This window comes from Sandarakinorhabdus sp. (assembly GCF_051860625.1).
In the GTDB taxonomy this organism is placed as follows: Bacteria; Pseudomonadota; Alphaproteobacteria; order Sphingomonadales; family Sphingomonadaceae; genus Sandarakinorhabdus.
The window spans coordinates 489,893-502,682 of the sequence record NZ_JBHYDQ010000001.1; the positions used below are offsets into that span (position 1 = coordinate 489,893).

Annotated in this window: 13 protein-coding genes; 7 read left to right on the forward strand and 6 right to left on the reverse strand. The window is 60.7% G+C overall.

The features are described 5' to 3' along the window. Nucleotides 1-5 precede the first annotated feature (5 nt). The 5 genes from ACTIEZ_RS02375 to ACTIEZ_RS02395 all read right to left on the reverse strand — a co-directional run bounded on the left by ACTIEZ_RS02375 (nt 6) and on the right by ACTIEZ_RS02395 (nt 4,745). The gene (locus ACTIEZ_RS02375; protein WP_439545039.1) at nt 6-1,121 is read right to left on the reverse strand and encodes an L-lactate dehydrogenase; all 1,116 of its coding nucleotides are present in this window, start codon (nt 1,119-1,121) and stop codon (nt 6-8) included. Nucleotides 1,122-1,125: 4 nt separating this feature from the next. Continuing rightward, a complete protein-coding gene (locus tag ACTIEZ_RS02380) occupies nt 1,126-2,628 on the reverse strand; it encodes a hypothetical protein (RefSeq protein WP_439545040.1) in 1,503 nt (500 codons plus the stop codon). Nucleotides 2,629-2,640: 12 nt separating this feature from the next. Further along, nucleotides 2,641-3,192 carry a hypothetical protein gene (locus ACTIEZ_RS02385; protein ID WP_439545041.1) on the reverse strand — a complete coding sequence of 184 codons (552 nt, stop codon included), beginning with the start codon at nt 3,190-3,192 and terminating at the stop codon, nt 2,641-2,643. A gap of 13 nt (nt 3,193-3,205) precedes the next feature. After that, a complete protein-coding gene (locus ACTIEZ_RS02390; protein ID WP_439545042.1) occupies nt 3,206-4,189 on the reverse strand; it encodes a hypothetical protein in 984 nt (327 codons plus the stop codon). Nucleotides 4,190-4,433: 244 nt separating this feature from the next. Further along, the gene (locus ACTIEZ_RS02395) at nt 4,434-4,745 is read right to left on the reverse strand and encodes a hypothetical protein (protein ID WP_439545043.1); all 312 of its coding nucleotides are present in this window, start codon (nt 4,743-4,745) and stop codon (nt 4,434-4,436) included. A gap of 105 nt (nt 4,746-4,850) precedes the next feature. Between ACTIEZ_RS02395 and ACTIEZ_RS02400 the strand changes: the two genes are divergently transcribed. Genes ACTIEZ_RS02400 through ACTIEZ_RS02410 form a run of 3 tightly spaced genes read left to right on the forward strand, consistent with a single transcriptional unit; the run spans nt 4,851 to nt 7,397 of the window. Further along, entirely contained in the window at nt 4,851-5,393 is a 543-nt protein-coding gene (locus tag ACTIEZ_RS02400) for a hypothetical protein (RefSeq protein ID WP_439545044.1), read from the forward strand. Next, nucleotides 5,387-5,803, forward strand: a complete 417-nt coding sequence (locus ACTIEZ_RS02405; RefSeq protein ID WP_439545045.1) for a hypothetical protein — start codon at nt 5,387-5,389, stop codon at nt 5,801-5,803. The genes ACTIEZ_RS02400 and ACTIEZ_RS02405 overlap by 7 nt, the downstream gene beginning before the upstream one ends. A 25-nt stretch (nt 5,804-5,828) precedes the next feature. After that, entirely contained in the window at nt 5,829-7,397 is a 1,569-nt protein-coding gene (locus ACTIEZ_RS02410; protein ID WP_439545046.1) for a DUF4384 domain-containing protein, read from the forward strand. Between the two features lie 5 nt (nt 7,398-7,402). Here ACTIEZ_RS02410 and ACTIEZ_RS02415 read toward each other — a convergent pair whose 3' ends face one another. Further along, entirely contained in the window at nt 7,403-8,095 is a 693-nt protein-coding gene (locus ACTIEZ_RS02415) for an OmpA family protein (RefSeq protein WP_439545047.1), read from the reverse strand. Nucleotides 8,096-8,128: 33 nt separating this feature from the next. On the opposite strand from ACTIEZ_RS02415, the gene ACTIEZ_RS02420 reads away from it, so the two are divergent. Genes ACTIEZ_RS02420 through ACTIEZ_RS02435 form a run of 4 tightly spaced genes read left to right on the forward strand, consistent with a single transcriptional unit; the run spans nt 8,129 to nt 12,762 of the window. After that, entirely contained in the window at nt 8,129-9,343 is a 1,215-nt protein-coding gene (locus ACTIEZ_RS02420; RefSeq protein ID WP_439545048.1) for a caspase family protein, read from the forward strand. After that, nucleotides 9,340-10,443: a hypothetical protein gene (locus tag ACTIEZ_RS02425; protein ID WP_439545049.1), complete on the forward strand. Its 1,104-nt coding sequence runs from the start codon at nt 9,340-9,342 to the stop codon at nt 10,441-10,443. Before ACTIEZ_RS02420 ends, ACTIEZ_RS02425 begins: the two co-directional genes overlap by 4 nt. Then, nucleotides 10,440-11,864 (forward strand): trypsin-like serine protease, encoded by a 1,425-nt coding sequence (locus ACTIEZ_RS02430; protein ID WP_439545050.1) that lies wholly within the window; start codon nt 10,440-10,442, stop codon nt 11,862-11,864. The genes ACTIEZ_RS02425 and ACTIEZ_RS02430 overlap by 4 nt, the downstream gene beginning before the upstream one ends. Continuing rightward, nucleotides 11,851-12,762, forward strand: a complete 912-nt coding sequence (locus ACTIEZ_RS02435; protein WP_439545051.1) for an OmpA family protein — start codon at nt 11,851-11,853, stop codon at nt 12,760-12,762. The genes ACTIEZ_RS02430 and ACTIEZ_RS02435 overlap by 14 nt, the downstream gene beginning before the upstream one ends. Nucleotides 12,763-12,790: the final 28 nt, after the last annotated feature.

The following is a 12,790-nucleotide window of genomic DNA, read 5'->3' on the forward strand; positions in this document are numbered from 1 at the left end:
GCGCATCAGGCCAGCCGGGTGCGACCCGTCAGCGCCATGGCCGTCTCCAGCTCGGCCCGGATCAACGCCAGCACATGCGCAACGCCCCCCTGCCCACGCGCGCCCAGCGCCCACACCCAGGGCCGGCCAATCAGCACGGCGCTCGCCCCCAGGCTGACAAAGCGCAGCACATCAAGGCCGGACCGCACCCCGCCATCGGCCAGCACCGGCACGCAGCCACCAAGCCGATCCAGGATCGCCGGCAGCGCCCGCACCGCCGACAGCGCGCCATCCAGTTGCCGGCCGCCATGATTTGACACCACAATGGCATCGGCGCCGTATTGTACCGCCAGCGCGGCATCGTCCGGGTGGAGAATACCTTTCACGATCAACGGCCCCGGCCATTGCGCGCGCACCCAGGCCAGCCGATCCCAATCGGCGCTGGCATCGAAATTGCGCGCCAGCCAGCCGAGATAATCGCTGAGCGGGGCCTTCGCGCCGACCAGACTGGACAGATTGCCCATCTCGACCGGGCCACCCAGCAGGCCGACATCCACCGCCCAGCGCGGCCGCGCCGCCACTTGTGCGGCACGGTGCAGCCAGCCGGTCAGCCCCGGCGCCCCAGACAGGCTGGAGCGCACATCACGGTATCGCGCGCCAGGCGTCGGCAGATCGACGGTGAGCACCAGCGCCGGGCAGTTCTGCGCCCTGGCGGCCTCGATCATCGCGACGTTGGCGCCGCGATCCTTCACCAGATAAAGCTGATACCAAGGCGGTGCACCGGCACCCTGTGCCACCTCGGCCAACGAGCACACCGACACGGTGGACAACGCCATCGGCACCCCCGCCGCCTGTGCCGCCCGCATCGCCTGCACCTCCCCGCGCCGCGCATGCAGGCCAGCCAGGCCCACCGGCGCCAATATCACCGGCATCGCCAGCTTCTGCCCCAGCAGCGTCACCACCGTATCGATGCGCGACACATCCACCAGCACACGCTGATCCAACCGCACGGCCGCCAGATCGGCCAGGTTTGCCGCCAGCGTCGTTTCGGCATAGCTGCCGCCATCCGTGTAATCGAACAGGAACCGCGGCACCCGCGCCCGGCTGAGTTCGCGGTAATCAAGAACAGCAGCAGGGGGCATGCCGCTATGCAGGTCCCACCACGGCCAGCCTCATCATCTGCACGGCCAATCGGTCTGATCCCGCCAGCATGGTATCTGCTTCAAGGCCACGTGCGTTGTTGTAGTCGCGGACCGTCGGCATTGGCCATGCTGCAACGAGCAGTCGCTGCAAACCTGTACCTTGTGCCGATATGGTCAGGGCCAACTGACCAGATGGCGCTGGTCGGGATGCAAGCAGTACCGAAGTGCCGTCTGTTTCGATGCGCCAAATTGTAATCACTGAAGGCCGGCGCGTAGTGGCGGCAACACCTATCGTCGTGCCAACTGGATATTGTGCAATCGGGCGATCAAGGGATGTCAGCAATCCGAGTCGGCCCAAGTCTTGCCATCGGTTGGCCTTGACGGCTTGCCTGTCGTCGATCGACAGGGGGGCTGCGCCAGATTTCGGCTGCGAGGCGCGGAACCAGGGTGCGGCCGCTTCGGGGCTTCCATCGCCAGGCGGACTGTTCGGATTGCCGATCAGCGTCATCACCCCAAGCTGCTCGGCCGCCGCGGTGTCGCCATTGCGCGCCGCGCGCTCCAGCAGCCCTTTCGCTTCACGCCGATTGGCTTGCCATGAAGGCTCCAGCCAAACGGCCTGAGCATAGACAATCTGCCCGTTTGCGTCACCTTGGCGCGCTGAACGCGCGAACAGTGCCAAAGTAGCGGCATCGATCTGACCGCCCCCGTTGGCAGCATGGGCCTGACCGGCCAAAAAGGCCAGTCGTCCATGGTCAGGCTGCCTATCCAATGCCCTGTCACAGCTGGCTACAGCAGCAGCAATGGCCCGCGCGGACATGTTGGGATTATTCAGCGCCTCTGCATCAGTTTCACATTCATGAGCCAACCAACGAGGATAGCCCCCCCATGCACTCACTGCAAAGATCAACAAAGCCACTGCTGCAACGCTAGCGCCGCGCCTTCTGCGGTGTGGACGGTCTAGGCCAGGCGCCAACCAAAGCCAATCTAGGTCATCGAGTTGACGACAAGGGGCCAGACGCAATTTGCCTGCCTGGACCTGTGCGTGGAGCCGGCGCGCCACATCGCTGGGTATGGCTGTTTCCTGGTCAATCGGAAATGCGAAGACCACCGGTTCCGGCGCGCCGTCGACCATATCTGCGACGGCAGCGGCCTTTTCGCCCAGGCCGCTAACCGGCCCAATCCGCCCTTGGCCCCGATCAACGAGCACACCAGTCGCAACAATGCTTGTTGCTGGTCCGCCATATTCCAGTCGCTTGTCAGCAATCGCCAAGGCCAATCCGTAACTGCGATCAACGATGGCGGTGGCATCAAGTTGGATCAAGACTCCGCGATCGCGGCGGCCGACAGCTTCGCTTTGGCGAGCGTCAATCAGTTGCTCGGTAATGTTCGGCAGTCCGGGCACAGCGGCAAAGCGTTGTTTGCCGTCCAGTTCCGGATAGCGGGAGAGTTCCAACGTGATGAAACGGACACTGCCGGCGCCAAGCGTGGGAAATTGTGCGGACTGCATGGCTGTGCCGCTTCAGGCAAAATCAATAAGCAGCTGATGGACAGCCAGGCGCTGGCGGGGACTTTCGTTGTGCGGCCACCAAGCGTCGATGCCGCCCAAACGATCGAGCGGTCCAGATAGCCAGCCAAGGCCGCCCGAATCGCTGAGGGCGACCGAAATCCCGGCTGGCAGCTCGGAAGCGATCTCGGGTTCGATCAGCAGACTGACGAGCCACCGCCCGTCGCCCTTGTTCTGGTGGGTCGTAACGGTGAAACCACGCGCACGAATCTCCTCGGCCACGCCGCTTTCGCCGTCGTCACTTGCGGCGGCAAGCCGTTCGGCACTGAGATCAAGACCACGGCCGACCCACTGGCGTTTGGCCCGTCGGGTGAGGTCTGTACGGATCGTGGCGTAAAGTTCCCGGGCCTCGGGATGCAACCAGATCTGCATTGCATCTGCATTGGCCAGTGGGACACCACTGGTCAGGCTGTGGTGGACAGCCGAAGCAAATGCGGCATCGTCGAATAATGTGTTGGGTTGTGGTTGGCCGGCCAAAAGCGCAGCCAGCAGGCGATCCGCGGACATTGTCCTTTTCTCCTCAATCCCGTTCGTCGATCGTGTCGATTGCTGACCACACCGACCGCGGGTGCAGCTCGTCTGGAAACCCGGATTTAATTTTTTCCTCCAGGCACGCTCGCAGGGCTGATAGGCTGGCGTCGACACTGCGCTCGAAACGGTGACGGGAAATCTGATTGCGCTCCCGCCAAGACTTCGCATTCAGCTCAGCGATCTGGCCCGTGTTGAACTGAACTGCGATCATTTCCCGCGCATCATCGGGCAAGCCTTCCAGGCAAAGTGTCAGCCAGCGGCGTGCCGCATCAGAACGTGGCAAACCTGAAACAGGCAGAGTCGGTTCTACAAGGTCACCATCGGAGTCGATCTCGTAGGCGAGGTCCTGACAGTCTATGCAGAAGCGACCAAAATACCTGGCCAGTGTTGTGACATCAGTCACAAGATTGCGGTCTCTATCTATCAAGCCCTTAAGGTGTCGAGAAAAATCAGAAAAAAATGCCCAGTCGCAGCGGCTTGACCAATGGGCTCCAGGACCGCGCAGATAGTCACGGCTCAAGCGGTCGAGGGTTTGCCAAGTGCGGTCTTCATGTTCGGTTACATTGGTCAGCTCGCGGCGGGCTGCGTTCAACCCGCGGCGCAAACCACCGATCAGCATGCCAAACAGATCGGCCTCGGCATCGCCTCGTTGCCGCTTCGCCAACATTGCAATTGCCGCTTCATTGAGGGGCCGGCGCAAAAGGTCCACATTGCCCACCAGGCTCAAGCTTGCTTCGGCCCTTGTCTGCGTCTGTGATTTGGCGCCTTCGCTGAAATTCAACTGCGCTGCTGTCACGCGCGACGCCAGATCATTGACAAGTCCAAGGTGAAACTTCTCCCAGGCTTCATCATCAAGGCCATTGTTGGCAACAATGCTGGTTCCCAGCCTGGCAAGAAATGGTCGAGCCCGAGCCACGATGAAACGACGAAGTTCTGTCCACCGCACACTCAAGTAAATATCGTCATCCGTCATGCGTCACCATTCCCACCCCGGCTGGCATCATTACCGATGCAGGCCAGAGGCAGGAAGCGGTGTCAACGGCGATATCCTCGATGGACCATCGATGTGCTGATCGGCGCATCTTGCTTGGGGAGGCCCAACCACCTTGCTGGCCGTACCCGCCCCGGGTCAGCATCGTTGCCGATGCGGGCCTGAGGCGGGAGGCGGGAGGCGGTGTTGATAGGCCGATATGCTCAAGACATCACGGCAAATGTGCTCAGGGCATTTCGCTGAGGACAGCACCAGTTGCGGAAACGGCCTTTGCGCCGGGGCCGATGGCCACGACAGTTTCGTTGCCCTCGATGCTTCCCCGCACGTTGGTGGTACCCTTGAACAGGTTTTGTCCTGCAATTACGCCGGTGAAGCTCAAAGCCTCGGCCTTAGGACCGATGGCTACCACGGTTTTGTTCTTGCCGACGCTCCCCCGCACATTGACATCGCCGGCAAAGCTGTTGCCAGACGGTGCAGCTTGGGCGGCCCCAGCGAACAGGCCGACCACAATCGCGATCATCACAAAAGCCTTGGTCATTGTTCTCACTCCCACGTTGCGGCAGGCTGGATGCCTGCGCTGAACCAGTGGTGGCGAGGAACGTGGCGGCCGATGCTGGCTGTGCGGGAAAAAATTATTTTTTGATTGGCAGCCTGGGTCAGCAGCAATGTGGGGCTGCTTCCGCACCACAACCATGCCAGTATCATAACAATGGAGAGCGGGATGTCGAATTTACGATTTATTGCACTTCTTCTTGCTCTACCAGCCTATACTGGTCACGCACAGACGATCGCCGTTGGCCAGGTCGGCAATCAACAGTCTGTGGCGGTTGGCCCCTACACAAGCAGCTTCACGGCCGTCGGATCGGTTATCGGTGATCGCAGCGGCGCAACCAGCAGCTTCGGAACGGCCAATCGGGTTACCTCGATTGCCATCGGGGGTGGTGCGCGATCGCGTGTGCTGGTGGGCAGTGTTGTGGGTGATGGTGGCGGCGCACGTGCCCGCGGTTCGGTGCGTTCAGCCAGCGCATTGTCGATTGGTTGGGGCAGCCGGACATGTGTTGCGGTCGGCAGCGTCGGTCCCGGTGGCCGCAATGCCTCTGGTGCGGCCGGGAACGTCACCGCCATCGATTTGGGCTTCCGCACCCGCACCCGCATCCGCATCGGCACCAGCGGCGCCGTTTGCTGAATACAGGAGGGATTGACATGATTATCACCAAACTGACCTGGCTGGCTCTGGCAGGCACAATGTTGCTGGCAGGCCAACCCGCGACCGCCCAATATGCGGGAAATTACCAGTCGCGATATGACAGGCCGACCCCGCAACAACGTCTCGCTGCGACTCAAGGCAGATTGGGGGTGCAACGGTCCCAGCATCGGACAACACCGGTTCAGGCCACGCTGATTGATGCCGAGGCGTTGGCGCAATTGGCGCGTGTGCGTTCAGGGATTGGCGCCAATCAGTTTCGTGCCACGACAGTGTGCGACAAGGACGTCAATATCGGATCGAACCCTGCCCGGCCCAACCAGCCAACCGTGGTGGGCAATGTGACGGTGCTGTCGGTGCAAAACTGCGTGGGCGGGCGCGCCGCAAACTGACGCTGCAGATCGGCCAGGGGGCGTAATGTTGAATTCACGGTATTTTCGCAGGCTGGTTGGCTTGTGCACCGCGCTGGCGATGCCGGTTGCCGCGCAGGACATCAACGTTGCAGCGCGCCCTGCAGCTCCGGTTGAGCAGGCGTCCACCAATTTCGCGCCAGCACTGGCCTGCATGGATCAGCTGCTGGCGCGGACGCAATATCAGAAGCGCGTACGTATTCTGGTGCACCGGCTTGACGAGCCTGCGCAGGAAATCGGTGCCAACACGCGTGACCTGATTGTGCGCGCGTTGGCCCGGATGTCTCTCAATAGCCGCTTTTTCCAGATCGAAACGGATCCCAGCGAAGACACTCTAGCTGCGCTGCCGCCGGACGCCCTTGTCGTTGAAGGGTCAGTAACAGCCTTCGAACGGGACCTGAAAGGCAGAAACAAATCCGGCGGCGTCACGCTGGGGCCTCTTGGTTTTGGCTTTGGCAGCAACAACACTGAATCCCGCATGGAGCTGACGCTCTACCTGAAGACGGGCGGCAAGCAGCCAGCGATACTGCCGGGAACCACGTCGCAAGTGGCAATCGCCCTCGCCAGCCGGAGCCGTAACGGCGATGTCGCGGGCAACATCAGTTTCTTCGGGGGCTTTATCGGCGCCGGGTTCAGTCGGAATGACGGCCCCATGGCGGCCCTGTCAGCGATGGTCGATCTGGCGTTGATCCAGTCGATCGGCAGCTTTGCGCAAGTGCCTTTCGAGCGGTGCCTTGCGGGCACTGCGTCGAACCAAACAGCGGTAGCAACGTTACGCCGCAATTTTGACCGGATGAAGCCTGCGCAGCGCGTTGCAGCTATTGCACAAGCATTGGCAGATCGAGGGCTGTACAAGGGCGCCATCGGAACCGACGTCACGCCCGAGTTGCGTCAGGCTATCGCGTCCTTCCAACGCCAGCAGGGGCTGATTGCAACCGGCGAAATCCTGTTCGAGCTTTTTGAAGCCTTGCAGACACAAGCCCCCCGCCTGCCGCAGGCTGCACAATTGCCTGGCAGCCTGACCGGCAATCCGCTCGGGTTATTGATTTCACCGGCCTCTCCAGCCCTACGGGCGCTCGATATTTACGAATCAGCGCAAGTTGGAGCCGAGGCGATTGTCGGCATGAACGAACGGATCAGCGTTTCATTGGCTGTAGTCCGTCCTGGCCATATCATGTGCTACTACGTTGACGGGGCCAAACAAATGGCGCTGATTTACCCCAATCGCCAGCGTCGTGACGGCTCGATTCAGCCTGGCCAGAATGTTGCGTTGCCAGGCCCAGGCGATACGTTCGAAGTAAAGGCACTCCACCCGGATCTTGTGGAGCAAATGATATGTTACGGTGCCACCGTGCCTATCCTGCCACTGCTGCCAGAACCACTGCGTCAGATGTTCGGCGTTGGAACTGCGCCATTGGATGCAGCAGAAATCGATAGTATTGACAGGATATTGCTTGCCGCAAACCCGCCAGGCTTGAGCAAATCATCCTTGAGTTGGCGCATCCTGTGCCGAAGTGGCAATGATGTGAGTGGGTACGCCACGTGCGCGGCGGCGGCCGCCACCCCCGGTCCCTGACGCCATCATTCGCTGCGCCGCCACAACTCGACGCGGCGGTTGCGACCGTCCTCAGGGTCTATACCACCAATCGGCTCGGCCTCGCCTTTGCCTTCGGGAAACAGCCGGTCTGCTGAGACACCGCGAGCCACCAGGGCGCTGACCACGGAGCGGGCGCGTTCATTGGAGAGACGCAGATTGTAGCGATCATCACCAACCGACGATGTATGCCCTACGATCAGGAATCTGAGACCCGTCAGTTCCGGAGTTTGCATGGCGCTTGCCAACACATCCAGCGTGGGAATGGCGCTTGGCAGCAGCCGTGCGGAATCATGATCGAAATCGATGGCGCCGAATCGGGCTGGAGGATTTGCGGGCGGCGGTGCGGGCACGCTGGAGGGTCGATCTGGGAAGGCCAGCGCTATGCCGCCCTGCGAATCATTGTGCACAAGAGCCCGGCCGTAGCCGCCCCGTTCGCCCGCCTGTCGCAGCCGCTGTTTGGCCTCTTCCACAGTCGGAGTCTGACCAAAACTTACCTGCGGCGACAAAAAACCGCCAATAAGTACCGAGACTGCCACGAAAATTTGCCAATTACGTTTGCTCATATCCCCACCGCCAAAAAAAGTCGTAGAACTTTTGGCCACCCTGTACCCGTGGACGATGCCAGTGACTCCGTCCAGCCGCAAGTTCTGCTTGTTAAGCCTATCATCACTTGGCATTTATGCGACTTATCCTGAGGGGGGTCAGGTTTCGTGGTACGCATTTTCACGCTGGTCTGGATGTTGTTGTGTGCAACGGCGGTTGACGCGCAGACGGGACGCGTTGCCTTGATCATTGCGAACAGCGCCTATGTTGGCGGTGCGCCAGCGTTGCCAAACCCTGTCGCAGATGGCCGGCTGATTGCTGCCAGCCTGAAAGCTGTTGGATTTGCCGACGTAGAGCTGGTGGCAAACGCTGATCGCCTGACGATGGAACGTGCCATCAGGTCCTTTGCCGCAAAAGCTGAACGCGCTGACGTCGCTATGGTCTATTTTGCAGGCCACGGCATCGAGCATAACGGAGAGAATTACTTGATCCCCGTCGATGCCGCGCTGGCAAACGACCGCGATCTCGATATCGAAGCGGTCAAGCTGTCGACCGTCACTGCGATGGTCGAGGGCGCGCGACGCATGCGCATCATCATTCTGGACGCATGCCGAACCCCGCCGGCGGGATTGCGCCGATCGGCTGCCAGCCGCAACATCGGCCGCGGGCTGGCGCCGGTCGAGCCTTCGGGCGACAGTCTTGTCGTCTATAGTGCCAAAGCTGGGACGGTGGCAGCCGACGGCAGTGGTGCAAACAGCCCCTTTGCCACCGCACTGGCGCGGCGCATCGTCGAACCAGGGCGCGAGATTAACCTGCTGTTCCGCCAGGTACGAGACGATGTGCTGAGCATGACAAAGCGAGAACAGGAGCCGTTCACCTACGGCAGCCTGTCCAGCGAGCAGTTTTATTTCACGCCGCCGCGGCTTGCAGGCCAGCCAGCCGATCTCGAAACAGAAACCTGGCTGCAATGCAGGGAAGCGCGATCGCCCGCCCCTTGCCAGGCCTACTCGCGAGATTTTCCAAAAGGCCGGTTCGCGGCGCTGGCCCGTTCGCGGGTCCTGGATCTGGCGACCGTACAGCCAGTCATCGCAGCGCCGAGCCTGCCCGCGCAGCCGCTATTTTCAGGGCTGGGGATGCAGTTGCGTGTGGTCTCGGACGGCGACCATATTGAGGTGATGTCTGTTGCCCGCACCAGCTTGGCTTATGGCGAGTTGTTGCCAGGCGACCGAATAACAGCCGTCAACGGGCGTGTGACAAGTCGCAGTGTTGCTATCGGCGAACAGCTCGGCCGCATCGGTGAAGGTTTGCCAACGCAGCTGTCGATCCGGCGCGGGGCAGCCAATTTGACGATCATTCTTCGACAACAGCGGGGTGGCGTATGACAACGACGTTCAATCGACCGATTTCCATCCGAAGCTATGCCCTTCGGCTTGCTGCACTTGCGTGTCTTGGCTGGTACCCGGCAGCGGCGCAGCAAAAGATCAATTATGATATGCAGGTTGCGCCACGCTATCCGGCGGTGGCGGCGATGCGATCAATCGGCGTCTTGCCATTCAATGGGCGCGACGGTGCGTCTTTTACAGCATCACTTGCCGGCCGCCTGCAATCGGCGGTGATGGACGGGCGGCCCACCTTTGATTTGCGCACCATGGACAGCCTGAACTTTCGATCAACCGAAGTAATCAGCAAGTCCGAAATGGCCACTGCAATTCGTAACGGGCAAAAACTCGGCGTACGCGTCGTGTTCACTGGAACCGTAACGGAGGCAAGTGTCCGTCAAACACCATTTACGAAGGAGGTAACGCGCTGTGTCGGGGGAGGTCTTGGCACAAAATGTAATAATGTTACATCAAATGTTGCCTGCCAGAGAGTGACGGGCCAATATTCCGTCGTGCCACAAGCAATCCGGGTAGACAACGGGTCGATCCTGTTTTCAGAAACGGTGACCCGTCAGGGCCAATATGAACAATGCGCGGATGGTGGTGGCGCAGCCATTGATTTTGTTGGCATGATATTCGGACGCAAGGATGCAACGCCCAGGTCAACAGCCACAACACCAGAAGCTCTTCTGCTTGAATTGCGCGAAGATGCTGCAGAAGTTACCAAGAGGCTTGTGTCACCTTATAGCATGACAGTCGAGGTGAAAATAAAGAATGGTACGAGCGGTCTCGTAAAAACCGATAACGAAGTGTTCAAAAATGCTGTAGAGTTTGCAAAGGGTGGGCGAATGGATCGCGCCTGCGCCATGTTTGACGGCCTGAATTCCCCAGCAAATGCACAGAATGTCGGCCTTCTCTATAATCTTGGCGTTTGCCAGGAAGTATTGCTGCCTGACGATCCAGCCGCTGCTCTGGCTTATTATGCGAAAGCTGATGGCTTGCTGTCCAAGCCTGACAAGCTGATTTCTGAGGCTTATCTGCGCAGCAAGCAGTTGGTGGCCAACAGTCGCAACGTGTCTCGCCTGGAGAGCGCACGCAAGTGATCGCCCGCTTTCCCTTTATTGCTTGGATGATCCTGACGCTGGCTTTCGCTGCGGTGGCACCCGCCGCGGCGGCACCGGCGGTGGGTGCGCGCGTGGTTGGCGGCGCAGAGGCGCCGCCCGGAAAGTGGCCGTTTCAGGCATTTCTGCTGTTTGAAGCGCCGGACGGCCGGCGATTTCAGTGTGGTGGCACGCTGATTGCCGAACGCTGGATCATGACAGCCGCCCATTGTGTTTTCGGGCCAGAGGGCCAGCGCATGCGGCTGGCGCTGGCACGCGTTGGCTCAACGGATCGCGACAATGGCGGCCAGTTGTTGCAGGCCGTTCGAATTGTTCCGCATCCGGGATTCAATCGGTCGACCCTGGTCAACGATATCGCCTTGGTTGAACTTACGGGTACAGCAGGCATGCCGCGTGCCAGGCTCGATCGCGTCAGCCCCGCCCGGCAACAGCAACTGTCGTCGCCATTTGTCACGGTGCTTGGCTGGGGCCGCACAGATGGGGGCGCGCCATCGCGGCTGTTGCTGGAGGCTGAAATGCCGTTGGTCGATCCCGAAACCTGCAATCAGACGTTGATGTCGGACGTTAATTTGCAGCGCAACGGCCGGATTGATGGTCGCCGTCTGTGCGCAGGCTTGTCCGAGGGCGGAGTCGACAGTTGCAACGGCGATTCTGGTGGCCCGTTGCTGCAACGTGGTGGCGGCGGTTGGGTACAGCTTGGTATTGTTTCCTATGGAACACCACAATGCGGCACACCTGGCACCTATGGCGTTTACACCCGCGTTGCAGCTTTTGGTGAATGGATTGACGCAGTGATGGGCAGCGCGCCAACAAAGCCAGTGCAGACGACTGCTGCACAGACAACAGCATCCGCTCGCCCGCCCAGTGTTCCCGCCGTGGCGGCAACGGTCTTGCCGCCGCCGTCCATCGGCGCCACCGCCAATGCACCCAAGATCACCGCTGCCGCTGCGTCTGATCGGGGCTTGAAGCTTGTCATGAGCCGACAAGCCCTGCTGATCGGCGACCGCTTCGACATCACTGTGACATCACCTATAGATGGCTGGCTCCTGCTGTTCGACGAGAGCAACGATGGCAAAGTGACTCAGTTGTTTCCCAACACCCGGTCGACGCTTGCCGGCCGTGATGGGCGCGTGCGTGCAGGTGCGCCTTTGCGGATTCCTGACGCCAGCTATGGCTTTGCGCTCACGGCGGCGGAACCCAAGGGTCGCGGCCGACTAACAGCGTTGGTTGTCAAACGTCGAGAAGCGCTCGGCCGTACCGTGCCAGAGGCTGCCTTTCGTGCCCGACCAGATGCCGCGCAATGGCTCGGCGGCATTGATCGGGCCTTGGCAGCGGAACGGCAATTGGCGACAGGATCACAGCGCGGCTGGATCGCAGCAACGGTGAATTATGTCGTTCGATAAGCAGGCGTTGGTTGGCTTGCGGCTTGCGGCGGCCGTACTTTTTGGCGCGGATACCGCAACTGCTTCATCTGCCGTGTGTGCGGATGCAGAACCAGCACTGGTGCAGTCCTTGCTGCAGGGGGCATCGCCGGACCTTGGCGCTGTTCAGTTGGCTCTGGCGGCATGCGCGCCAACGGAGGCCGAGCGGCTTGGTCGTCGCATCTCTGCTTTACTCTACAACAGTTCGATTAAAACATTTCCGCCCGATATTGGCTTGTTGGAGGCGTCGTTAAGCTTCGGGCGGTCGTGGCAAGCGCTGGCAACGCTGGGCGATCTTGCCTTTGACAAGCGCGACTGGACCACGGCAGCAAGTCGTTTGCAGGACGCGTTGACCGAAATCGCTGATCCGGCATTGACGCCGGAGCCGCCACCGCCCTCAGTAATATCCGGCTTGCGCAAGCGGGCAGAGACTGCAGCCCTGCTTTCACCGACTTATGTTGCCGTCCCGCGCACGCGCAGCGGCGAAAATGGCGGCCTTGGAGCCAGCGCCATTCGAGGCGTAGCTGTCACCAGTGTTGCATTACCGATACAGTTTCAGTTCGACAGCGATGCCTTTACAGTGGCCGGTCAGCGTGCTGCAGACGATTTGGCGCGCATAATTGCCTCCGATCGGCCGCTGGCGCGTCAGATCACCCTTATCGGACATACCGATGCCAAAGGTGAATCGGCATATAATGACAAACTATCGCTGCGCCGCGCCGAAGCGGTAAGGCGGTTTTTGCTCGGACGCGGCCTGCGCGCCGATATTAGAACTGCCGGTATGGGTGAGCGCAAGCCATACCAGCCTGATGATCCGGGCCGATACTCTGCGGCAGAGCGTGACCAGATGAACCGCCGGGTGGAATTTCGGCGACAATGACAGCTAGGGTACCTTGGCTGAAGGCAGC